The sequence below is a fragment of the Rhodococcus sp. ACPA1 genome (assembly GCF_002300195.1).
In the GTDB taxonomy this organism is placed as follows: domain Bacteria; phylum Actinomycetota; class Actinomycetes; order Mycobacteriales; family Mycobacteriaceae; genus Rhodococcus_F; species Rhodococcus_F opacus.
On record NZ_NSDX01000004.1, the window covers coordinates 972,453 to 996,264 of the forward strand.

At 67.6% G+C, this 23,812-nt stretch carries 16 protein-coding genes and 2 pseudogenes; 13 read left to right on the forward strand and 5 right to left on the reverse strand.

The window, feature by feature from the left end:
* Positions 1 to 6 precede the first annotated feature (6 nt).
* On the forward strand, positions 7 to 633 hold the full coding sequence (locus CJ177_RS22500) for a TetR/AcrR family transcriptional regulator (RefSeq protein ID WP_005249270.1): 627 nt from the start codon (positions 7 to 9) through the stop codon (positions 631 to 633).
* Between the two features lie 18 nt (positions 634 to 651).
* On the opposite strand, the gene CJ177_RS22505 is transcribed toward CJ177_RS22500, so the two are convergent.
* Entirely contained in the window at positions 652 to 1,314 is a 663-nt protein-coding gene (locus CJ177_RS22505; protein WP_095868621.1) for a class I SAM-dependent methyltransferase, read from the reverse strand.
* Between the two features lie 34 nt (positions 1,315 to 1,348).
* Here CJ177_RS22505 and CJ177_RS22510 point away from each other — a divergent pair, with 34 nt between their 5' ends.
* Positions 1,349 to 2,005: a maleylpyruvate isomerase N-terminal domain-containing protein gene (locus CJ177_RS22510; RefSeq protein ID WP_095868820.1), complete on the forward strand. Its 657-nt coding sequence runs from the start codon at positions 1,349 to 1,351 to the stop codon at positions 2,003 to 2,005.
* A gap of 135 nt (positions 2,006 to 2,140) precedes the next feature.
* On the forward strand, positions 2,141 to 5,395 hold the full coding sequence (locus CJ177_RS22515; RefSeq protein WP_095868622.1) for a protein kinase: 3,255 nt from the start codon (positions 2,141 to 2,143) through the stop codon (positions 5,393 to 5,395).
* 825 nt (positions 5,396 to 6,220) lie between these two features.
* Here the strand turns inward: CJ177_RS22515 and CJ177_RS22520 are convergent.
* Together CJ177_RS22520 and CJ177_RS22525 are read right to left on the reverse strand one after the other, a co-directional pair.
* Positions 6,221 to 7,279: pseudogene (locus CJ177_RS22520) on the reverse strand (IS110 family transposase); the annotation flags it as partial.
* Positions 7,280 to 7,512: 233 nt separating this feature from the next.
* Positions 7,513 to 7,797, reverse strand: a pseudogene (locus CJ177_RS22525) (hypothetical protein); the annotation flags it as partial.
* A gap of 167 nt (positions 7,798 to 7,964) precedes the next feature.
* On the opposite strand from CJ177_RS22525, the gene proS reads away from it, so the two are divergent.
* Both proS and CJ177_RS22535 read left to right on the forward strand, forming a co-directional pair.
* Positions 7,965 to 9,404, forward strand: coding sequence for a proline--tRNA ligase (proS, locus tag CJ177_RS22530; protein WP_095868624.1), 1,440 nt, complete (start codon positions 7,965 to 7,967; stop codon positions 9,402 to 9,404).
* A 137-nt stretch (positions 9,405 to 9,541) separates the two neighbouring features.
* Positions 9,542 to 10,387 (forward strand): hypothetical protein, encoded by an 846-nt coding sequence (locus tag CJ177_RS22535; RefSeq protein ID WP_095868625.1) that lies wholly within the window; start codon positions 9,542 to 9,544, stop codon positions 10,385 to 10,387.
* A 48-nt stretch (positions 10,388 to 10,435) separates the two neighbouring features.
* Here the strand turns inward: CJ177_RS22535 and CJ177_RS22540 are convergent, their stop codons facing one another.
* Complete coding sequence (locus CJ177_RS22540) at positions 10,436 to 11,611, reverse strand: MFS transporter (RefSeq protein ID WP_095868626.1); 1,176 nt, start codon at positions 11,609 to 11,611, stop codon at positions 10,436 to 10,438.
* A gap of 142 nt (positions 11,612 to 11,753) precedes the next feature.
* Here CJ177_RS22540 and CJ177_RS22545 point away from each other — a divergent pair, with 142 nt between their 5' ends.
* Positions 11,754 to 13,115, forward strand: a complete 1,362-nt coding sequence (locus tag CJ177_RS22545; protein WP_095868627.1) for an amidase — start codon at positions 11,754 to 11,756, stop codon at positions 13,113 to 13,115.
* Positions 13,116 to 13,138: 23 nt separating this feature from the next.
* Here CJ177_RS22545 and CJ177_RS22550 read toward each other — a convergent pair whose 3' ends face one another.
* Entirely contained in the window at positions 13,139 to 14,326 is a 1,188-nt protein-coding gene (locus tag CJ177_RS22550) for a CaiB/BaiF CoA-transferase family protein (protein ID WP_061045446.1), read from the reverse strand.
* Between the two features lie 183 nt (positions 14,327 to 14,509).
* On the opposite strand from CJ177_RS22550, the gene CJ177_RS22555 reads away from it, so the two are divergent.
* The 7 genes from CJ177_RS22555 to CJ177_RS22585 all read left to right on the forward strand — a co-directional run bounded on the left by CJ177_RS22555 (position 14,510) and on the right by CJ177_RS22585 (position 23,783).
* Positions 14,510 to 15,613 carry an XdhC family protein gene (locus tag CJ177_RS22555; protein ID WP_005249281.1) on the forward strand — a complete coding sequence of 368 codons (1,104 nt, stop codon included), beginning with the start codon at positions 14,510 to 14,512 and terminating at the stop codon, positions 15,611 to 15,613.
* A gap of 91 nt (positions 15,614 to 15,704) precedes the next feature.
* Complete coding sequence (locus CJ177_RS22560; RefSeq protein ID WP_095868628.1) at positions 15,705 to 17,405, forward strand: PucR family transcriptional regulator; 1,701 nt, start codon at positions 15,705 to 15,707, stop codon at positions 17,403 to 17,405.
* Between the two features lie 164 nt (positions 17,406 to 17,569).
* Positions 17,570 to 18,997, forward strand: coding sequence for a uracil-xanthine permease family protein (locus tag CJ177_RS22565; protein WP_095868821.1), 1,428 nt, complete (start codon positions 17,570 to 17,572; stop codon positions 18,995 to 18,997).
* A 76-nt stretch (positions 18,998 to 19,073) separates the two neighbouring features.
* On the forward strand, positions 19,074 to 19,985 hold the full coding sequence (locus tag CJ177_RS22570; RefSeq protein WP_095868629.1) for a xanthine dehydrogenase family protein subunit M: 912 nt from the start codon (positions 19,074 to 19,076) through the stop codon (positions 19,983 to 19,985).
* A gap of 2 nt (positions 19,986 to 19,987) precedes the next feature.
* The gene (locus tag CJ177_RS22575; RefSeq protein WP_095868630.1) at positions 19,988 to 20,632 is read left to right on the forward strand and encodes a (2Fe-2S)-binding protein; all 645 of its coding nucleotides are present in this window, start codon (positions 19,988 to 19,990) and stop codon (positions 20,630 to 20,632) included.
* Entirely contained in the window at positions 20,629 to 23,130 is a 2,502-nt protein-coding gene (gene cutA / locus CJ177_RS22580; protein ID WP_095868631.1) for an aerobic carbon-monoxide dehydrogenase large subunit, read from the forward strand. Before CJ177_RS22575 ends, cutA begins: the two co-directional genes overlap by 4 nt.
* On the forward strand, positions 23,127 to 23,783 hold the full coding sequence (locus CJ177_RS22585; RefSeq protein WP_061045442.1) for a carbon monoxide dehydrogenase subunit G: 657 nt from the start codon (positions 23,127 to 23,129) through the stop codon (positions 23,781 to 23,783). Before cutA ends, CJ177_RS22585 begins: the two co-directional genes overlap by 4 nt.
* Positions 23,784 to 23,812: the final 29 nt, after the last annotated feature.

Sequence of the window (23,812 nt, forward strand, 5' to 3'; positions counted from 1 at the left end):
GTATATTTGATCTATACGGTACCGTACACATCGAACGCGATCAATGGAGGTGGCCCGATTCCCGCCGTCGCCCGCACGACACGAGCCCGCTGGATAGAGGCGGGCCTCGACGCCCTCGCACGAGGAGGACCCGACGCCGTCCGCGTCGAAACACTCGCCGCCGAGCTCGGCGTGACGAAGGGCGGGTTCTACGGCTACTTCGACGGCCGTCCCGCGTTGCTCACCGAGATGCTCGACGAGTGGGAACGTCGCTGCACCAAAGCCGTTATCGCCCAAGCCGATGCCGAAGGCGGCACCCCCGCCGACAGAATCCGGCGCGTGGGGCAACTGACCTACTCGGAGGACTTCCAACGGATCGATCTCGCGATCCGGGCCTGGGCCCACCACGACCGGGCCGTCGCGACGCGGCTGCAGCGCATCGACAACGAGCGGATGGACTTCCTGCGGAAGATGTTCGGCACCTTCGTCGCCGACCCCGACGAGATCGAGGCACGCAGCACCCTCATGTTCGGCCTTGCGATCGGCCGCCACTTCATCGTCGCGGACCACCCCGGGTACACCAAACGCGAAGCCATCCGACTTGCCGGAGAATTCCTCCTGCGCCCCGCCGGCACGAACGGTTCTGCCGGGTAAGGGTTTCTGCCGGTCGACTCAGCCGAGGTGAGCGGACAGCAGCCACGCCGGCAGCATGGACCGGCCCTTCTCGTCGTGCTCCCAGCTGGCGGCCTGTTCCGGGCCGAGCAGCGCGTGGATGAAGGCCGGGCGAATGTCGTCGATGGTCCAGAACTCGGCGACGGCCTCGCGCAGCTCGTCGTCGGTCACCGGGTTCGGTCCTTCGCCCTCGGGGAAGGACCCCTTCGCGAACACCAGGATGTAGTAGGACGCGCCGGGCGCGGCCGCCCGAGCGACCGCGTGCAGGTAGTCGCGCCGCCGGTCGACGGGAAGGGAATGGAACAGGGTGCTGTCGACGATCGTGGAAAACCGGCCGTCGAAACCCGTGAACGAACTGATGTCCGCCACCTGATACGTGGCCGTCGTCAGTCCACGATCGGCGGCGGCCGCCTGAGCCACCGCGATGGCCGTCGGCGACAGGTCCAGGCCCACCACCGTGTACCCCTGCGCCGCCAGGTGGAGGGACGTCTCGGCATGTCCGCAGCCCGCGTCCAGCACGTCGCTGCGGAACTTGCCCTCCGCGATCAGCCCGGCGATCTCGGGCTGCGGCTCACCGATGTTCCACGGCACCGGTCCCGTAAATACCTCCGCGTCGCCTCGGTAGATGTCGTCCCACGGCGCAACTTGGTTGTCCTCGGTCATGACACCGACGGTACGCCCGCACTACCGTGCCGATGTGGATCTTTTCTCGCGCTCGTGGTCGGCGCTGCGCACGGTGGTCGCCGAACTTCCGGATGAGAACTTCGCACAGCCGTCCGGCTGCACCGGCTGGCTCGTGCGGGATCTGGTGTGCCACCTGATCATCGACGCGCAGGACGTCCTGATCACCCTCGTGACCCCCGCCGACACGGAACCGACGCGCGACGCCGTGACCTACTGGGACCTCGCCGACACGCCCCCGACCGGCGACGACCCGCTCGACGCGCTGGTCGTCCGACTGGCCGCCGCGTACCAGGAGCCGCGGCTGCTCAAATACCACTTCGACGACGTCGGCTCCGCTGCCGGCCGCGCCGGCGAACTCGTCGACCCGGACCTGCGGGTCAGCACCCGCGACGAGGTCCTTACCGCAGGTGACTACCTCTCCGCGTACGTCTTGGAATCGACGCTGCACCACCTCGACCTGATCGCCCACCTCCGGGGCGCGGCGGAACCGCCCGCAGAGGGCCTCGCCCGGTCCCGCGACATGCTGGAGAAGATCGCCGGGACCGCCTTCCCCGCCTCGTTCTCCGACAAAGACGCGCTGCTGGTCGGCACCGGGCGGCGGGGCCCGACCGACGCGGAGAAGGCAGATCTCGGCGAGCCGGCGACGAAACTCCCGCTCATCCTCGAATGACTCGGATTACGTCTACCTTTGTGTTGAGCCAGCTGGATCACGCCGTCGGGGCGATATCCTGAGAACCTGTCATCGAGAGGCTGAACGTGCAGATTTCATCGAACATATCGCGGACCGGATGAATCGATCCGGACGATGTCCGATATCGATCCGTTCGAGACCCATCGCGATGTGACCCCGTCAGTCGCGTCGGAACTGGCGGCTGCCGGATTCGACGACGCCCGGGAGATCGGGCGTGGGGGCTTCGGTGTCGTGTACCGGTGCACGCAACCTGCACTCGACCGGACCGTCGCCGTGAAGGTGCTCACCAACGATCTCGCGGAGGAGAACCGGGAGCGCTTCTTTCGCGAACAGAGGGCGATGGGCCGCCTGACCGGCCACCCCAACATCGTCAACGTCCTCCAGGTCGGGGTCACCGACAGCGGACAACCATTCATCGTGATGCCGTACCACCGGCAGGGCTCCCTGGACGAACGTATCCGACGGCACGGCCCGTTAGGTGTGGACGACGTACTGCAGTTAGGGGTGAAACTGGCAGGCGCGTTGGAGGCCGCCCACGGCGAGGACATCGTCCACCGCGACATCAAGCCGGCGAACATTCTCCTCACCGACTATGGCGAGCCGGCGCTCACGGACTTCGGGATCGCGCATATATCCGGCGGGTTCGAGACCGCTGCCGGCATCGTCACCGGTTCACCCGCGTTCACGGCGCCCGAGGTCCTCGGCGGCGCCGCCCCGAGCCCCGCCTCGGATATATACGGACTCGGAGCTACCCTGTTCTGCGCAGTCACCGGCCACGCCGCATTCGAGCGCCGCAGTGGCGAACAGTTGGTCGCCCAATTCATCCGCATCACAAAGGAACCGGCACCGGATCTTCGGGATCACGGCATTGCCGACGATGTCGCTACCGTGATCGAGCAGGCGATGTCCGGCCGCCCCGAGGACCGGCAACCCTCAGCCCTGGCGCTGGGCGAGAATCTGCGCGAGATCCGACGTCGCCGCGGGATATCTGCAGACGACATGGCGCTCCACGTGCGACCCGCACCGGAAACGGAACCAGCACCACAGGAGCGGATTCACCTGAACCCTTCCCGCCACGAGAGGGGGAATCTCCCCCTGGAGCTGTCCAGCTTCGTCGGTCGCAGGCACGAACTCGCCGAAGCGAAGAATCTGCTTTCGTCGTCACGCCTGCTGACATTGGCCGGAATCGGCGGAGTCGGGAAAACACGTCTCGCACTTCGGCTTGCAGCGAGCATCCGCCGCGAGTTCGCCGACGGCGCATGGTTCGTCGAGCTCGACGAGGTCGATACTCCGTCCCGCTTGATCGACGTGGTGGCCGCAACCCTCGGTGTGCGGGATCAAACTGACCGGTCGCTACGCGAGATTCTGCTGGACTTCCTGTCGTCGCGAAAACTGTTGCTGATCTTGGACAACTGCGAGCAAGTGGTCGACGCGGTGGCCGACCTCGCGACGGTTCTGCTGCAGCAGAACCCGAATCTGCGCATCCTCGCGACAAGCCGCGAACCCCTTGCAATTGCCGGGGAGGCAACACTGCGCGTGCCCCCACTCACCGTCCCCGACGCCGATCGGGAGCCGTCGCTCCAGGGTCTTCCCCGCTACGATGCCGTGTCGCTGTTCACCGAGCGCGCCACCACCGCGGTCTCGACCTTCGCGTTGACCGATGCCAACAAGTCCGCTGTAGCGCGGATTTGTCACCGGTTGGACGGGTTGCCCCTGCCGATCGAACTGGCGGCGGCGCGGTTGCGTGCGATGTCGCCCGAACAGATCCTGCAACGGCTTTCCGACCGCTATGCGCTGTTGACTCGCGGGAGCCGAGGCGCACCCTCGCGCCAGCAGACGCTTCGGTTGTGCGTCGACTGGAGCTACGACCTGTGCACCCCGCTCGAACAACGGACGTGGGAACGACTTTCGGTATTCACCGGCAGCTTCGAACTGGATGCCGCAGAGCATGTGTGCGGGGAGAACATGTCGCCGGAGGCGTTACTGGACTCGGTGGCATCCCTCGTCGACAAGTCGATCCCGATCCGCGAAGAGCACGGCGTCACGGTCCGCGTCAGGCTGCTCGAGACCCTCCGTGCCTACGGACGAGAAAAGGCCCAGCAGAACGACGACTACCACGACCTGCGCCGGCGGCACCGGGATTGGTACCGCCAGCTGGCTCGCACCGCCGAGGACGAGTTCATCGGTCCCAGGCAGCTCCAGTGGATGGAGCGACTCAGCAGTGAGCAGCCCAATCTGCGGGACGCGATGGATTTCTGCCTCACCGAAAGCGATGCCGACGCCGGTTTACAGATTGCTACACCCTTGTTGCAGCTCTGGGGGTCGCGAGGCCAGCTCAGCGAGGCGAGGCGCTGGCTCGACCAATTCCTGTCACTCTGGAAAGAACGCCCGACCATCACCTACATCCGGGCGCTGTACGCCGACTGCCTGATGTCCGAACAGCAGCAGGACCACCAGCGAGGTGCTGCCCTTGTCGAGCGGGCGCGGATCCTCGCCGATCAGATGACCGACCCGATAGCGCACGCGATCGTCGACCACGCGGACGGCATCGTCGGATTGTTCACCGGCGATCTCACGCGCGCGGCGTCACGTCTGGAGCGGGCACAGCCCGTGTTGCGACAAGCCGAGAACGATCTCGCACTGCGGATCGAGTCACTGACGCTGCTGGGATTGTCGTATCAACTGGCCGACACCGAACCCCACCGGGCTGTCGAATGCTACGAGGAAGTTCTCGCGATCACGGAAGCTCACGGTGAATCCGTCTATCGGTCCTACGCACTGTGGGCCATGGCCGTCGCACAATGGCGACTGGGTGATCAGCGTCGCGCAACCGACCTACTCGAAGAAGGAGTGCGGCTCGCTCGACTCGTCGACGACCCGGTCGGTTGCGCAAATTGCGTCGAAGTACTCGCCTGGATCGCCGGAACCAGTGACCCTCGACGTGCCGGCACGCTGATGGGAGCCGCGGAAGCGCTCGGTCGTGTTGCCGGAAGCCCTTCCGTGTTCGTTCCCGACCTGCTCGTCTATCACGACGAATGCGAGCGGTCCGCCCGCCGGATGCTCACCGAACACGCCTTCGAGGAGGCCCGGCAGCACGGCAGGGCTATGGATCTCACTTCCGCTGCTTCCTACGCGCTCGAGGAGCACCCCCGAAAGCCGACGTCCCCGGGTCCCGCCACCTTGACGAAACGCGAACAGCAGGTCGCGGAACTGATCGCCGAGGGCCTCACCAACAAGGCGATCGCCGCCCGACTCGTCATCTCACAACGCACCGCTCAGGGACATGTCGAACACATACTCAGCAAACTCGGATTCACCTCGCGAGCACAGGTCGCGGCCTGGGTCGTCGAAGAGAGACAATCGTCGTAATTGCCGCTCGGGGGTCCGACGCTCCACGCTCCGCGTACGTCCTGCAGGTGACGCCGCAGCACCTCGACGTGATCGCCCAGCTACCGAGGACAGCGACACCGTCCGCAGAGGGGCTGGACCCACGAACGCCGTGCGAATGGCTGTCGGATACTGACACCGACTAGATCCCATTCTCGCCTCGGGCGACAGTTCTGTGTGACGCGGTTCGGCGGGGTGTCAGAGCGGGTTCCACCAACGGACGAAGTTGTTCCACTCGAGTATCAGTGGCCATACGCCCTCCTCGAGAGGATTCGCCGAGAACAGGTCCGGCAATAGTCCAATCATCACCAACTCCTCTAGAACTGATTCCACCAGGTCGCGAACGAGTTCCACCACGTCCACGGCCAGAACGTCACGTCCCCGATACCTGCCGGAAGGTCGAACACAACACCGATCATGACTGCACCTTTCGGGATAGCTCCCCGACCATCCTGTGTATCGGCGCAACGGCCCTCAGCGCTACCGGCGGCAGTCAGCCATGCACCGGTGACGAAGCTGAGATCAACTGCGCTCCAGTTACGGGCGAGGTTCGTGTGCGAAGGAATCATGCCCTGGCGGCAGTGCGAATGATATTGAAGGAAAACCAAAGTGAGCATGGGTGACGGCAATCCCGAACGCGCGGGCTCAGCACGTGCGGCACGCGACCAGCCCCGGTCGAGCAGAGTCGCGGAGCTATCGGGAGGCTGCCGCCACAGGTCGCCGCCTTCAAACGCCGAGCAACACGATCTCGGTCACCAGCAACGCAATGACCTTGCCGGTTTCCAGGCCGATATAGACGTGGTGCGCGTGAGAACGGGGGGTGGGGTCGTGGAGGGCGGCGAAGGCGGACAGGAACAGGGCGCGTTTGAGTTTCTTGTTGCCGGAGCGGGTGGGGTGCTCGCCACGGATGGAGGATCCCGATTTTCGGGTGACCGGTGCGATGCCGGCATAGGCCGCCAGGTGGGCGGCGGAGGGGAAGGCGGAGCCGTCGCCGACCTCGATCAAGATCCGAGCTGCCGTCCTGACGCCGATGCCGGGCATCGAGGTCAGGACTGGGGAAAGAGGGTGGTCATCGAGGGCCCTCTCCACGTCCGCGGCGACCGCTTTGCGTTGTAACAGGGTCTCTTTCAGTGAATCCGCGAGTTTGGGGAGAACGGTTTCGGCGGCCGCGGTGCCGGGCACCACCACGGCCTGCTCGTCGAGGGCGGCAAGGATGTCGGTGGCCAACCTGGCGCCCATTCGGGGTGCGTGCTTGACCGCGATCGCGGTGAGCTTGCGCTTGCCGGCCTGCCGGATTCCGGCCGGCCCGCCGCAGCGGGAGAGGATCTCGAGCACCGCCGGATGGGTGATGCGGGGGCCGAGGACCCGCTCAAGGGCAGGGTGGATGGAGGTGAGCAGGCCTCGGATGCGGTTGCTGACCCGGGTGGCCCCACCGGCAAGGTCGTCGTCGAATCCGACGAGGACCTCGAGTTCGGCGAGGGCCTCGTCGCCGGTATCGACCCGGCGCAGGGTGTGCGGCATGGTGCGGGCGGTATCGGCGATGATGAACGCGTCTCGGGCGTCTGTTTTCGCCTGTCCGGGGTACAGGTCGGCGATGCGGCGCATCGCCAGTCCGGGCAGGTAGCCGACCTCGTGGCCGCCTACGCGGGCCACGGTGACCGGCAGGGCGCCGATCGTATTGGGTTGGTCGACGACCACCAGCACCGATCCGTGGCTGGCCAGGCGGTCGAAGACCGCCCGCAGTTTCGCTTCGTCGTTCGGCAACGCCTTGTCGTAGATCTTCTTTCCGGCGGCGGTCAGTCCGACGGCGTGGTGTTCGCCTTTGCCGACGTCGATGCCGCAGTACACCGCATAGTTCGAGTCCATTCAGGGGTCGTCCCTTGTGTCTCGGTCGGCCGGTCGCCGATCCGGCATCGACGCCCGGCACCCACGTTACAAAGAGACCTACCCAATTTCGGTTGGCCGTGTCCCTATCAGCGGTCCGTCGACGCCACCACACCCGGCGACACCACCCCCCGGATCATGCGAGAGACAGGGGCAAGGAGTCATACCGGGTCTGGCGACCGTAGCCCTTCTGTGAAGGACCGTAAATAAGGTAACGGGGCGTCTTCACCGGCGAGGACGCGGTCGGATCGACGTGTCAGCAGGGGGCGAACACCGACGAGTTGGACCACGAGCGCCGCGACGGCCGTCGCTCCTGCCACCACCACTCGGGTAGGTCGCCCGTCGATGAGGAGCCCGGCAACGAGCAGTGCCGCCCAGACCACCTCGGTCACGTTCAGTGCACGGAACACGAGCCGGCCTATCCCCCATCCGAGGGGCACCGTCACCCCGGGTGCGCGGAACTTCAGCGGCGCCTCGAGGAACGAGATCGCGAGCACCATTCCCAGTCAGGTGAAGGTCACCGCGATCGAGACGGCATGCGCTGCGGTCATCTGGCCTCCCTTTTCTGTCCTCACCGGTGCGGCGAGGGCGATCTCGGACAGTCTGCACCCGAACTCGTCATTCGACAGCTGCGGACGGCTGATCCTCCCGAGTAGTCTGTGTGGGCATGGCACGGGATGAGCGTGGCGTGACAGCCCAGAGTGAGGACTTCGCCGCCTGGTATAACGAGGTGGTCTTCAAGGCGGGCCTCGTGGACCGAGGTCCGGCCAAGGGCACCATGGTGATCCGACCGTATGGGTACCGGCTGTGGGAGCTGTTGCAGTCCGAGCTCGACCGTCGCATCAAGGATGCCGGTCACGAGAATGCATACTTCCCGTTGCTGATTCCGGAAAGTTACCTAGGCCGGGAGGCCGAACACGTCGAAGGGTTTTCCCCGGAACTGGCGGTGGTCACCCACGCCGGCGGGAAGGAGCTCGAAGAACCGTTGGTGGTGCGGCCGACGTCGGAGACGATCATCGGCGAGATGATGGCCAAGTGGATCAGCTCGCACCGCGACCTGCCGCTGCTGTTGAACCAGTGGGCGAATGTGGTGCGGTGGGAGCTGCGTCCGCGAATGTTTCTGCGCACCACAGAATTTCTGTGGCAGGAGGGCCACACCGCGCACGTCGACGAGGCGGCGGCCCGCCGTGAGACGATGCTGGCGCTCGACATCTATCACGAGGTGGCGCGTGAGTTGGCCGCGATCCCCGTCGTTCCGGGTGAGAAGACGCCCGGTGAACGGTTCGCCGGTGCGGTGGCGACCTACACGATCGAGGGCATGATGCGTGACGGCCGTGCGCTGCAGTCCGGCACCTCGCATTACATGGGCACCAAGTTCGCGTCGGCGTTCGACATCCGCTTCACGAGCGAGGCGGGTCGAGAGGAACTGTGTCACACGACGTCCTGGGGAATGAGTACCCGGATGGTCGGCGGCATCGTGATGACTCACGGCGACGACAAGGGCCTGGTGTTGCCGCCGTGGTTGGCGCCGTATCAGGTGGTGATCGTGCCGATCACCCGCGGCGGCAACGTCGCGGTCGAGGAAGCGGCCGACGAGCTGGCCCGCCGCCTGCGGTCGGCAGGGGTGCGGACCCTTGTCGATGCCCGCCCCCAGCTCACCCCGGGGTTCAAATACAACGAGTGGGAGTTGCGCGGCGTCCCGGTCCGGCTCGAGTTCGGCCCGCGAGATCTGGAGGCCGGCACCGTGATGATGGTGAAACGACTCGGCGACGACGGCAAGCAGGCCGTGCCGATCGACTCCCTGCCCGAGACCATGCCGGGGGTCCTGGACGACTTTCAGGCCTTCCTGCTCGCTCGGGCCACCGCGTTCCGCGACGACCACACTCGAACCGTCGACAACTGGGAGGATTTCGCGGACGCGGTCTCGACCGGATGGGCACTGGCACTGCACTGCGGGATCGCCGCGTGCGAGGAGGAGATCAAGTCCCTCACCGCTGCCACCCCGCGATGCGTTCCGCTCGGCGGCGAACCGGAGACCGGTGTGTGCGTGCGATGTGGCGCGGCGTCGGCGTACGGCAAGCGGGTGATCTTCGGGCGCGCCTACTGACGGGGCGCATACGGTGCGTGCAGGGGTGGCTATCACCACCCCTCGGGGGACTATTCGCATGCCGGGCACTCGACGGACGCTGGGGATCTCGATAACCGACCACTCGGAGAGAAACCCCTCGACCGAAAGGAACCCCCATGCCCCGCATCCTCGGTGCCACCGTCCCCGACGTCCACGAACACGATCCGCCGGGCGCGGCCCTGCCCGCCGTCGAATCCGTCCACAAAGAGGTTCGTCACCACTGGGCCTTCGCGCGGATAGGCCTGTACCTGCTGCTCGCTTCACTACCGCTGCTCGCGATCTCGGCGCAGGTGTTCGGCGTCGTGCCGATGAATGCCACCGGTGCGCTGGTGATCATTCCGCTCGCCGCCACCCTCGCCGTGTTGTGCGTGTTCGCTCCGCACCCGATCGACCGTATCGTCGGCCACGGCCTCGGCTGGGGGATGTTCGCGTGTCTGGCCTACGACGTCTTCCGCCTCGACACCGTGTATCTGCTCGGGTTGTGGGGCGACTTCATTCCGAAAATGGGTACGTGGCTGCACTCGGGAACCGACACCCGGACCGGCGCGATCGTCGGCTACCTGTGGCGGTACCTCGGCGACGGCGGCGGCATCGGAATCGCCTTCTTCCTCATCGCCCTCGCGCTCGGCCTCCAGCATCGGTCACGCCGCGTCGTCCTCCTCGCGTTCGTCACCTTCGCGGTGTTCCCGGTGTGGGCCGGGCTCATCGGAACGGTCGCCCTGTCGCCACACGGACAGCACGACATGTTCCCGCTCACGCCGACGACGATCACGCTGTCGCTGAGCGGGCACCTGATCTTCGGGCTCGTGCTCGGTCTCGGCTTCCTGCGCGCACGGGGCCGCCTCGGGCAGCACTGGCCGTGGCCGCCGCTGCTTCCGGTGCGGTCGCCCGCCGGTGCGGCACGGCCGCGCAGTGAGGCGCTGGTGCCCGCGTGCGGTGAGTGCGGCGCGACCGAACGGTAGGACCCTCCCTAGGTGAGTGGCGAAGTGTGCCCGGGCACGCTTCGCCACTCACGTGTGGGTGAGGTGCCGGTCCTTCACCTTCCGGCCCACTGCCACGGACAGCAGCATCAGCAGTGCCGCCCCCACGAAGCAGGTGGCGTAACCGAGGTGCGGGGCGAGAAGTGACATGACGAACGGGACGGCGAAGCCGACGTAGATCAGGCAGTAGAACACCGCCACGGTCTGTGCGAGTTCGTCTGCCGGTGCCAGTTTTTCGACCGACGCGAGACCGGAACCGAGCAGGATGCCGTAGCAGGATCCGAGGAGGAAGGCCGCGACGACGATCGCGGCGACGGACAGCGCACCGTCCGTGTATGCGACCACGGTCGCGGCGCCGAAGCCCAGCACCCCGAGGATGATGCCGACCCGGATCCCGGCGGCGGCGTCTCCCCGCTGCGACCACCGTGTGGCCCACGGCTGGATCACCGCCCCGGTGATCAGGGTCAGCGCCGCCACGAGTCCGGTGAACGCCACCGACGTGGAGCGCAGTGACTCGGAGACGAGCGGTGGAAGGGTTGCGAACGACACGGTCGCCACACCGAACACCCATGGCGCCCAGGGTGCGATGCCCCACCGGAACTGAGGCGTCGCCAGCACCGACAGGGGTTTCGCGGTGAGGTCGGTCGCCCGGACCCGCACGTCGGGAACCGCCCACACCAGCGCCAGGGCACCGAGCATCAACGCGATGTGCACCAGGTACGGGAGCAGTTCGGGGGCGGGGAGCCACTGCGCGATCACGCCGGCGAACAGGGCCCCGCAGCCGAATCCCGCGGACAACGACACGGCGGCGCGGCGCGCACCCGCCCCGGACGGCGCGGTGGAGCTGAGTTCCTTCATCCAGGCGGTTCCGGCGCCGAACGCCATGCCGGAGGCGAGTCCGGCCAGCACCCGCCCCAGGTAGAGCAGGTCGGGGACGGCGGCGCCGGCGATCAGCACGAGGGAGGAGACGATGCCGACGGGGATCATGGGCAGGATCACCGCGCGCCGGCCGAACCGGTCGGACACGCGCCCGAAGTACAGCAGGGCGGGCACCAGCCCGACGACGTACGACGCGAGCATCGCGGTGAACGAGCCGTTTCCGAGACCGAGATGTTCGCGGTAGACGAGCTGCATCGGGGCGAACTGGTTGGCACCCCAGCTGACCGCGAACAGCGCGGCGGCGAGGCGAACCCAGGGCGAGAGCATCACCCGATCCTCCCAGAGCCCGTAGCGCGGCGAAGTATCAACTCTTCACAGCTCGGGCGACGGTTTCCTGTGCACACTGGCCGTGTGCGGCGGGTGTGGGGATGTCTAGCGTCGACCCCTGAGCACGAGCCGAGGAGGACATGTGTGGGGTAACGACGGCAGCTGGGTCGGTTCGGACGCGCAGACGATCGCCCGCGCGGTGACGAACCGGGAGGTGTCCGCGAGCCAGGTGCTCGACGACCACCTGGCGCACATCAAGGCCCGGAACCCGGAGCTGAACGCCGTCGTCACCGTCGCCGAGGATCAGGCGATCCGGGCCGCCGACGACCTCGACACCCGGATCGGCAGAGGGGAGGACGTCGGTCCGCTGGCCGGGGTCCCGTTCACGGTGAAGGACCTGATCGCGACCGCGGGTGTCCGGACGACGGCGGGATCGCGCGCGCTCGAGCACAACGTGCCTTCTGTCGACGCGCCCGCGGTGGCCGCGATGAGGGCGGCCGGCGCGATTCTCGTCGGGAAGACGAACACCCCGGAGTTCGGGGCCAGCGGGCTCACCCACAACGACCTGTTCGGGTACACCGTGAACCCGCTCCGGCCCGACGGTGTCGCCCGCTCCCCCGGCGGTTCGAGCGGCGGCGAGGCGGCGGCGGTCGCGTCCGGGATGAGTGTCGTCGGTCTCGGCACCGACTTCGGCGGCTCGGTCCGCTGGCCCGCGCACTGCACGGGACTGCGCTCCGTGCGCCCGACGATCGGCCGGGTGGACCCCGACGGACAGTATCCCGGCGTCCCGTCGGGCGATCACGTGCTGACCAATCCGGCGACCATGCACGGCACGCTGCAGACGATCGGTCCGATGGCGCGGACCCTGGACGACGCGGCGCTCGTGCTGCGGGTGCTCTCGTCCCGGCAGTATCACTGGACGGACCCGGCTTCGGTGGACCTCTCGCGTCTCGACGTGACGTGGGCGCCCGGCGACGGGACCGTCCCGGTGGACACGGAGATTGTCGCGGCCGTCGCCGGCGCCGCCGGCAGGCTCGGCGCCCGACCGTACCGGGGGGCGGCCCTGTCGGAGGGGAACGACCTCTTCGGGACGTTGCGCGCGGTCGAAACCCACACCGACATCATCGAACTCGGCACCGACTTCGGAACGAACATCGCCACGATGCTCGCCGCCGCGCGGGACGTGGACCGGCGCCTGGTCGAGCGGCTGTGGGCGCAGCGAGCGGAACTCGTGCACCGATTGCTCGGCGAGATGGGCGACGTCCTCGTCCTTCCCGTCGCCTCGATCCCGGCGCCGCCGCTCGGCGACGAACTGTTCGATGTCGGTGGGCAGTCGCTCACGTGGTCTCAGGCACTGGCGAGTTGCCGCGCGATCAGCGTGACGGGTCTGCCGTCCGTCGTCGTTCCGGTGGGAAGCACCCGGTCCGGGTTGCCGATCGGCGTGCAGGTCGTCGCGCGCCCGTGGTGCGAGCACGTGGCGTTGGCCGTGGCCGCCCGGTTGTGAGGCGACCGCGGCCGACACGGGTGTCAGATCACCCGGTCGCGCCGGAGGCCCTCGATGTCTTCGTCGCTCAGCCCGAATTCACCGAGCACCTCGGCCGTGTCCTGCCCCAGCACCATCGGCGGCGCATTCCGGATCGGCAGGGTCTCGGCGTCCACCCAGAACGGACCCCGGACCAGCGGCACTTCCCCGCCGTCCGGCGTGGTTACCGGCTGTACCATCTTCAGCGCTTGCACCTGGGGGTCGGCGAAGGCCTGGTCGATCGTGTGGACGGGACCGCACGGGATGCCCGCCGCGCGAATCGATGTCACCCATTCGGCGGCCGGCCGCACCGACAGCAGTTCGAGAAGTTCCTTGGTGAGCCGATCGCGGTGTGCGAGTCGTGATTGGCCGGTGCGGTATTCGGGCCGGTCGGCGAGTTCGGGATCCCCGAGAACCTGGCACAGCGACACCCAGTGCCGGTCCGAGCCGGTCGCGATGATGATGGGGAAATCGGCCGTGTCGAACGTCCCGTACGGGGTGATCGTGGGGTGTGTGTTTCCGTTCGGCTCCGCGACGCGTCCGGTGCTCAGGTAGTCCTGCGCCTGGAACGACATGATCGACAGGGCCGACTCGAGCAGGGACGTCTGCACGTGATGACCGACGCCATCGCGTCCGCGGGCCACGAGCGCGGCCGTGATGCCCAGTGCCGCATAGATACCGGACACGGTGTCGATGATCGGAATGCCGACGCGCATCGGGGTGTGGTCGCCGGCCCCGGTCACCGACATCAGTCCCGACATGCCCTGCGCCACCTGATCGAGTCCCGGCGAGAACTGCTCGGGTCCGGTCGGGCCGAAGCCGCTGACACTCATGACGATCACTCCGGGATTGTCCTGGGCGAGCGACTGCTGGTCGAGTCCCATTTCCGCGAGGACCCCGGGACGGAAGTTCTCCACGATGACGTCCACGTCGACGGCCATGCGGCGCAGCAGTTTCCGACCCTGCTCGCTACGCATGTCGAGTGCGACGGAGCGTTTGCCGCGGTTGACGGAGGCGAAGTACAGGCTGTCGCTGCCGTCGAACGGCGGCCACTGCCGGGAACTGTCGCCACCGGAACGGGTCTCGACCTTGATGATGTCGGCGCCGAAATCCGACAGCAGTGCCGTGCACAGCGGACCGGCGAGGGCCCGCGTGAGGTCGAGGACCCGGATCCCGCTGAGCAACTGATTCATGGTGGATCCTCGGTTCTCTGTGAAGGAAGGGGGACCGTCCGAGAATTGCGGAGTCGTCGATCGATAGCGATGGCGAGAATGCACAAGCGGCCGCTGGGGATTTCGGCGCATTGTGTGCGCCGACGGCCGGTCGCCGCCGGTTAGCGTGAGGTTCCCGACGAATCACCCGAGGAGTACGAGACGATGCGCGACATCCTGACGGGCTTGGAAGCGTGGTTCGATCGCGGCGAGAATTTCGTCCTCGCCACGGTGGTGCGCACCTGGAAGTCGTCTCCGCGGGCACCGGGCGCGGCGATGGCCGTGTCGGAATCCGGTGAGGTGCTCGGAAGTGTGTCCGGTGGGTGTGTCGAGAGCGCGCTGTACGAGACGGCGCGGGACGTGCTGGCCGACGGGCGCAGCCGGACGGAAGTGTTCTGCGTGGCGGACGACGACGCGATCGGTGTCGGTCTGACGTGCGGCGGCACCATCGAGGTGTTCGTTCAGCGCATCGGGAGCAGCGACTTCCCGGACTTCGCGGACGTGGCGCGAAGGATCTGTGGCGGTGAGTCGATCGCCGTCGTGACGGAGACCGGCGACGGATCACGGACCCGGCGCAGCGTGATCACCGGGGACGCACTCGCGGGCGACCTCGACCTGCCCGAGACCGATGTCGAGAATGTCCGCCGTCGCCTCGACGCCGGTGAGTCGGTCGTCTATCAGCTGCAGTCCGAGACGGTGTGCATGGTCGAGATCTTCGCGCCCCCACCGCGGATGTACATCTTCGGGGCCATCGACTTCGCCGCGGCCATGTGCTCGCTGGGCGCGTTCGCCGGCTACCACGTCACGGTGATCGACGCCCGCGCCGTGTTCGCGACGCGTGCGCGGTTCCCGGACGCCGACGACGTCGTCGTGATGTGGCCGCACCGGTTCCTCGAGACCGCGCCGGTCGACCACCGGACGGTCCTCGCGGTGCTCACCCACGACGAGAAATTCGATATCCCGCTGCTGGGGCTCGCCCTGCGATCGGACGCCGCGTACATCGGCGCGATGGGCAGCCGGGCCACGCACGATCGCCGGGTCACGCTGCTGCGGGAACAGGGGACGACCGCGGCGGAGCTGGCGCGGCTGCATTCCCCGATCGGCCTCGACCTGGGTGCCCGCACTCCCGAGGAGACCGCGGTGTCGATCCTCGCCGAGATGATGAAGACGACCCGGGGCACGTCGGGGCTCGAACTCCAGCAGCTGAGCGGTCCGATTCACCGTGATGCGCCGGCCGGGACCGGCCGGCCGCTCGAGTGCACCGCGTGACCACCGTTTGACGGGTATTCGGGTCGCGACTTAAGGTCACACTTTCGCGCCGTCCGGGGCGAGTGTCGTATCAGGTGAGCAGGGTGTTGCAGTGACGACGAGGGATGTCGGTAGTTCCGCTCCCGGGTTCCGCGCAGCCGCCGACACCGGCGACGGGCCTGGTCCGGGCGTTGCGCCGCAATCGTTCGCCGACGTGCTGGTGTCCGATCTCCTCGTCTCCCCGACCCTGGTCGCCGGCGCGACCGGCACCTCGCGTGAGGTGTCGAACGTCGCCGTGATGGCGGTGCCCGACATCGGACCGTGGCTCCGGACCGGACAGTTGCTGATCACCACGTCCGCGGTTCTCGGCCGGCTGGTCGAGCCGATCGACGCGTTTCTCGCCCGGCTCGACAGGCGAGGCGTCGCCGGGCTCGCCGTCCGACTCGACGACCCCAGCGCCACGCTGCCGGCCGAGATGTCCGATGCGGCCGACGAACTCGGGTTTCCCGTCGTCGTGGTCGCGGACCTGTACTCGCAGGCACACCCGCTGTCCGGTGCTCTCGCGGAGTCGTCGGCCCGGCAGGTCGACGCCCTGTTCGAGGCGGACCGGTTGCGCAGAGTGCTCGTCGACGTCGTGATGGCCGGCGGCGGGTTTGCCGAACTCTCCGTCGCCGTCGCCCGCGAATTGGGCGGGGCCGTGCTGATCACGACACCCGACGGACGTCAGTTGTGCCGGGCCGGGGACGAGTCCGAGCTGAACCGGCTGGCGTCGAGTGCGGCGCTCGACTCCACCGGGCGGGTCCGCACCGATTCCACAGAGGGCGGGCTCGGTCTGCACCGGCTGGGCGACGAGTCCATCGCGGTGTCGGCGATTTCGGCCAACGGCATCGATCACGGGCGGCTGGTGCAGTTCAGCACCGGACGTCGACTGCGCAGCGAGGATCTGTACCTCGTCGAGCAGGCGGCGGCGGTGTGCGCCCTGGTCGTCGCCCGCGAACTCGTCGTGTCCTCGGTCGAGGAGAAGCACCGCGCCAATTTCATCCGCGACCTGCTGCTCGGCCGCGGCGGCGAACACGAGCACGTCGTCGCGCACGCCAAGACGTTCGGCTGGGACCTGGACCGTCCCGTGGTCGTCGTGGTGATCGAACCCGATCCGGTCGGTGAGGACGAGCCGTCGATGCCCCGGATGCCGCTCGTCGAGCGACAGGCGCGGGCATTCACGAGTGCCGTCGCGGGCCGCGACACGGGTGCCGCCGTCACCGCGCTGGCGACGGAGACGGTGATCCTCATGGGTGTCGGCACCGACACGATGAACCTCGTCCACGAACTCGTCGCCACCGTGCGCGGCGCCGGCGGCGGTGGTCGCCGGGCGTTCGGGGTGGGCGTGTCCCGGCCGACGGACTCCGTGGACGGCATCCCCGCCCTCTACGGTCAGGCCCGGACCGCGCTGAAGGTGGGACGGCAGATCACCGGCGCCTGGGCGGTGACACATTTCGACGACCTCGGCGTCTACCGGCTGCTGAGCCTCGTCGAGGACGACCGCGAACTCGAGTCGTTCGCGCAGGAGACCCTGCGTGAGCTGACGGCGGACACATCCGAGGCGCAGGACATGCGGCGCACCCTGGAGGTGCTGCTCGCCACCAACATCAACATCGCCGAAACCGCACGTCAACTGCATTTTCACTACAACACCCTGCGATACCGGGTGGTGAAGCTGGAGAAGATGCTCGGGTCGTTCACCGATCACCCCGAACTGCGCCTCGATCTGTCTCTCGCCCTCAAGATCATGGCGATGCGCGGCATCAATTCCTAAAGTTGCCAATTTCGCCGGGCACGCGCTGGCAGATTCTTCTCACGCCGGGTGGCTGACGCTGTAATAACGTTTCCCTCCTATCGAGGTGCAACTGTGACATGCGGCACATCATCGAAGCTGGCCGCCGGCACTCCAGCACCGTCACCTGTCTGAAAGGTCCTCCTATGCCTATCTGGACACTGCACGGAGATGGCAAGACCATCGCGCCCGGGGAGGTCGTCGCCCCGGGCGAACGCCTGAGCTGGGGTCGCACGATCGGACTCGGCGGGCAGCACGTGGTCTCGATGTTCGGGGCCACGTTCGTCTTCCCGATCATCATGGGTCTCAATCCTCAACTGGCCGTGATGATGTCGGGGTTCTGCACCCTGTTCTTCCTCCTGGTCGTCAAGGGCCGGATTCCCAGCTACCTGGGGACGTCGGCCGCATTCGTCGGCGGCATCGCCGCCATCCGCGCCCAGGGCGGCACGTCGGCGCAGGTGACGGGGGCGATCCTGGTATCCGGCCTCGTGCTCGCCGGCATCGGCGTGCTGATCCACTTCCTCGGCGGCGGGGTGGTGTTCAAGATCCTCCCGCCGGTGGTCACCGGCGCCGTCGTCATGCTGATCGGGTTCAACCTGGCCCCGGTGGTGGCCGGAACGTACTGGCCCCAGGACCAGTGGGTCGCGTTGACGGTGATGGTCGTGCTGGTGGTGGCGAGCGTCGCGCTGCGCGGATTCCTCGGGCGGGTCGCGATCTTCCTGACGCTGCTCTTCGGATACGTGCTGTCGTGGGTGCTCGACCTGACGACCGGCATGATCACGTCGTACGACCCGGTCGCCGGCGCAGTCACCGAACACTTCCGCGTCAACTGGGACGGCGTCTCCTCGGCGTCGTGGATCGGGCTGCCGCCGTTCTCCGACGAGGCGAACGGCATCGTGGGCATCCACGCGCCGTCGTTCAGTCTCACATTCATCGTCCTGGTACTGCCCGGTGTGATCGCCCTGATCGCGGAGAACGCCGGACACGTCAAGGCCGTCGCCGAGATCACCAAGACCGACCTCGACCCGATGATGGGACGCGCCCTGATCGGCGACGGCCTGGCCACCACCCTCGCGACCAGCGTCGGAGGATCCCCCACGACGACGTACGCGGAGAACATCGGCGTCATGGCCGCGACCAAGGTGTACTCGACCGCCGCGTATGCCGCGGCCGGTGTGATCGCGATGCTGCTGGGCTTCTCCCCCAAGTTCGGTGCCGTCATCTCCGCGACCCCCGGCGGTGTGCTCGGCGGAATCACGGTGGTGCTCTACGGGATCATCGGCCTGCTCGGCGCGAAGATCTGGAAGGAGAACGGCGTCGACTTCGGCAATCCGCTCAACCTGATGCCCATCGCCGCCGGCCTGATCATCGCGATCGGTGACACGGAGCTGACGTTCACGGACACCTTCTCCCTGAGCGGCATCGCGCTCGGCACGATCGTGGTGATCGGGATGTACCACCTGTGCCGCGTCATCGCCCCCAAGGATGCCGACGACGCCGACACCGGCCGTCACCACCCGAAGCCGACCGCGGGCGACGGAACCGTGCCGGACCGGGTAGGCCAGCTCACGTGATCTGCCAGCGTCAGCACGTGAGTTTTGTCACTAGTTCACGAAACGTCGAGCGTACGATACGGGCAGGATCTGAGGAATGAAACCGTCGCCACTGACTTATCACCGACCTCGGTCGATCGACGAGGCCTGTCAGATCCTCGCGGACGTGGCTCACGAGGGAAAGGTGCTCGCGGGCGGGCAGTCGCTGATCCCGTTGCTGTCGATGCGACTCGCCGCACCGGCCCACCTCGTCGACATCGGCTCGATCCCCCGGCTGGACGCTGTGTCGTCGTCCCGCGATCTGGGTGTCACGTTCGACGCCCTGACCACCCATTCGGTGCTCGAAGCCGACCGCGGCGCCGCACAGGTGCAGCCGCTGATCGGTCGCGGCCTGCGTCTGGTCGCGCACCCGACCATCCGTAACCGCGGCACGACGGTCGGGTCCATCGTGCACGCCGACCCGTCCGCAGAGATGCCGGCGGTGCTCGCCCTGCTCGGTGGCTCGATCACCGTGCGTTCGGTTCGCGGGGTCCGGGAGATCCGGTCGAGCGACCTGTTCGCCGGGCCGCTCGAAAGCACGCTCGAGGCGGACGAGATCGCGACCAGTGTCACGGTCCCGGCGGCCGAGCCCGGTGTCGGGACGGCCATCGACGAGATCGCCCGCAGGCACGGCGACTACGCACTCGTCGGAGTCGCGGCGCAGGTCCGCGTCGAGGGCGGCGCGGTGGCGGAGGCACGGATGACCTACGTGTCGGCCGGCGAGCTCGGTGAGGTCGTCGACTACACGGACATTCTCCAGGGTGCGTCCGCGACCGACGATCGAGACCCGTTGTGGCGGAATCTGTCCGAGTTCGCGCGGGAACGGATCGACACCGAACCCGACATCCACGCCACGGCGCGGTACCGGTCGCAACTGGTCGCCGCCCTGACGGCACGGGTCGGGTTCGCGGCCGCGCAGGATGCAGTGCTCGACGGTGCCGCCGTGCACGTGTCGGCGGGAGGAAGGTAACCATGGGAAAGGCAACGCGCAGCATCGACGAGCAACTCGCCGAACTGCAGGACGATACCGGCGAGCAACACGTCGCGGTGACGTTCACGCTCAACGCGGTGACGCAGACGGTGCTGCTGCCGTCGCGGACCCTCGCGTCCGACGCGATCCGGCACCATCTGCGCCAGACCGGAACACACGTGGGCTGCGAGCACGGAGTCTGCGGCGCCTGCACCGTCCTGCTCGACGGCAAACCCGTGCGCTCCTGCCTCGTCCTCGCGGCGAGCCTCGAGGGCCGGGAGGTCACCACGGTCGAGGGACTCGTCGAACCCGACGGCACCCTGCATCCGGTGCAGCAGGCGTTCATCGACTGTCACGGCCTGCAGTGCGGCTTCTGCACTCCCGGTTTCGTCACCACCATCGCGGCGTTCCTCGAGGAGAACGACTCGCCCACCCGCGAGGAGGCCACCGACGCGATCGCCGGCAACCTCTGCCGATGCACCGGCTACCAGAACATCCGGGCGGCCGTGCTACGCGCCGCGGAGATCAAGCGCGAGCGTTCGGGCGAATTCCCGCTCGGCAAGGACGACGAGACAGCACGCGCCTCTCTCGATCCGAAGGTCCGGGGCACCACCAACCCCGTCGGCGGAAGGGCAGGGCGAGCATGAGCGTCACGAAACCCCGCACGAATCCGGCGCGCACGAAGGAAAGCGGTTCGGAGACCGTAGAATCCGAGAAGCTGTTCGGCAAGCCGATTCCCCGCACGGAGGATGCGCGACTCCTCTCCGGCAACGGCCGGTACCTCGACGACCTCGGGCACAACGCGCTCATCGCCGCCTTCGTCCGGTCGCCGCACGCGCACGCCCGCATCACCGGCATCGACGTCGATGCCGCGCTGGATATGCCCGGCGTGCACGCGATCTACACGTACGACGACCTCGCGGACGACTCCCCGGAGATGGCCGAGAATCTGCCCCTCCTCATCCCGCATCCGGCGATCACCGCCCCGCGCAACGGGTATCCGCTCGCCAAGGACGAGGTGAACCATGTCGGCGAGGCGATCGCGATGGTGGTCGCCGACAACCGGTACATCGCCGAGGACGCGTGCGCCAAGATCGACGTCACGTACGAGATGCTCCCACCGGTCGTGGGCATCGACGTGGCGCGGCAGGCGGACAACGCGGTGCACGCGGACGTCCCCGACAACGTCGCGGCGCACCTGCAGCACGGATTCGGCGACGTGGACGCGGAACTGGCGAACGCACCGCACCGGCTGACCCTGAACCTCGAGATCGAGCGGTCGGCGTCGATGCCGATGGAGGGCAAGGGCGTCTACGCGCGCTGGGACACCGACGAGCAGGCGCTCACGTTCTGGACCTCGACGCAGACGTCGACGTCGGCGCGCGCGGCCATCGCCGCGCGACTGAAGATGGCGCACAACAAGGTCCACTGCATCGCACCCGACGTCGGTGGCGGCTTCGGTGTCAAGATCGTCCACCCGTGGCCGGAAGAGGTCATGGTCACCTGGGCGGCGCGGCAACTCGGGACGGCGGGCATCTCGAGCGAGGTCAAATGGGTCGAGGACCGGCGCGAGCACTTCGTGTCCAGCGCGCACGAGCGCGGCCAGATCCAGGAGGTGACGGTCGGATTCGACGACGACGGCACCCTCCTCGCGTTCGACTTCACGTTCTGGCACGACAACGGCGCGTACCTGCCGTACGGCATCATCGTCATGCTCAACACGTCGACGCAGGTGCTCGGACCGTACAAGCCGAAATCGTTCCGGGTGGACGCGTACTCGCTGTATACGAACACGGTCATCGTCACGCCCTACCGCGGCGCCGGCCGCCCGCAGGCCGTGTTCGCGATGGAACGGGCGATGGACGCGATCGCCAAATATCTCGGCAAGGACGTCATCGAGGTCCGCGAACACAACTTCATCCGGCCCGAGGAGATGCCGTACGACTTCCACCTCACGTTCCAGGACGGCCGCCCGCTGATCTACGACACCGGCAACTACCAGGCGGGTATCGACAAACTGAAGAAGCTCATCGACTGGGACGGGTTCGCCGAGTACAAGAAGCAGGCGAAGGCGGAAGGCCGGGCCGTGGGCATCGGGATCGGCGCCTACGTGGAGGGCACCGGGCCGGGCCCGTACGAGGGCGCCCACGTCCTCGTCGAGACGTCCGGGAAGGTCAAGGCCGCAACGGGTCTGACCACCCAGGGGCAGGGCCACCAGACGGCGTTCGCGCAGATCGTCGCGGACGACCTCGGCGTGCCGGTCACCGACGTGGAGATCGTCACCGGCGACACCCGCCGATTCGGTTATGCCGTCGGCACGTTCGCGTCCCGCGGTGCCGTGATGTCCGGATCGGCGTTCCACGTAGCGGCGCAGATGGTGGCGGAGAAGGCCCGCACGATCGCCGGCGAGGCGCTGAACCTCGACCCCGCCGAACTGGAACTGCGCGGGGGGCACGTGTGCAAGATCGGCACGCTGCCCGGCGCCGAGGGCACGTCCATCTCGCTGGGGGTGGTCGCCGTGCTGTCGAACCCGCTGCGCTACGCGTTCGACGACGCGTCACGGCAGGCCACCGGATTCGCGAAAGCCGACGCGGACATGACGATTCCGCCGGTCCGGGAGGGTGAACAACCCGGGCTCGAGGCCACCGGGTACTACTCGCCGCCGACGTCGACGTTCGCGTCCGGTGTACACGCGGCGATCGTCGAAACCGATCCGCTGACGGCCGAGATCCACGTGCGCCGGTATGCCGTGATCCACGACTGCGGCAACGTCATCAACCCGCGGATCGTCGAAGGCCAGGTCATGGGTGCCGTCGCGCAGGGTGTCGGCGGCGCGCTGTACGAGAGGATCGTCTACGACGAGCACGGCCAGATGCTCAACGCGTCGTACATGGATTTCCTGATGCCGTTCGTCACCGAGATGCCCGACTCGCTCGAGATGGACCACACCGTCACCCCGTCCGGCCTCAATCCCCTCGGGATGAAGGGCGCCGGCGAAGCGGGCGTCATTCCGACGTCCGCCGTCATCGCGGCAGCGATCGAGGACGCGGAAGGCTTCCCGATCACGTCCATGCCGATATCCCCTTCCGAGTTGTTCGAGCTTCGCCTCGCGCACGCGTCGTCACAGAGCAAGGAGAACGAATGAGAATCGCCGGCACCGCCCTACTGACGGCCCCACCGGAGGCCGTGTACGACAATCTGCAGGACGGACGGGTCCTCGCGGCGACCATCCCCGGGGTGCAGTCCCTCGAACAGCTCAGCGACAACCATTACAAGTTGTCCATCACCGCGGGCGTCGCGTCCATCAAAGGCACCTATGACGGCGAAGTGATTCTGTCGCAGCAGAATCGGCCCCAGTCGTTCGTGATGACGGCGTCGGGGGCCGGCGCTCCCGGCACCGTGAAGGCCGACGTGACGGTGCGGCTGGAGGAACGCGACGGCGGCACCCTGCTCAGCTACGACGCGGACGCCGTCGTCGGCGGCATGGTCGGCGGCGTCGGGCAGCGGATGATCACCGGTGTCGCGAAGAAGATGGCCGGGGTGTTCTTCAAGGGCATCGACGGCGTGATCGCCAACGGCATCCCGGTGGCCGAGGTCGCGGCGGTGCCGGGCGAGGTTCCGGCGGTCGCCGGCGTCGCGGGGGCGGCCCCGGTTCCCGCGGCAGCCGCCGCGCGGGTGCGGGTGCCCGAGGGCACCTCCACGACAACCGTTCTCGCGTCGGCGGCACTCGGTGCGGGCATCGCGCTCGCCGGAGTTCTCGTCGGCGGCATCCTGGTGCGGAGCACCTGCCCGAAGTAACACGCGCACACCCGACACAGCACCCCGAA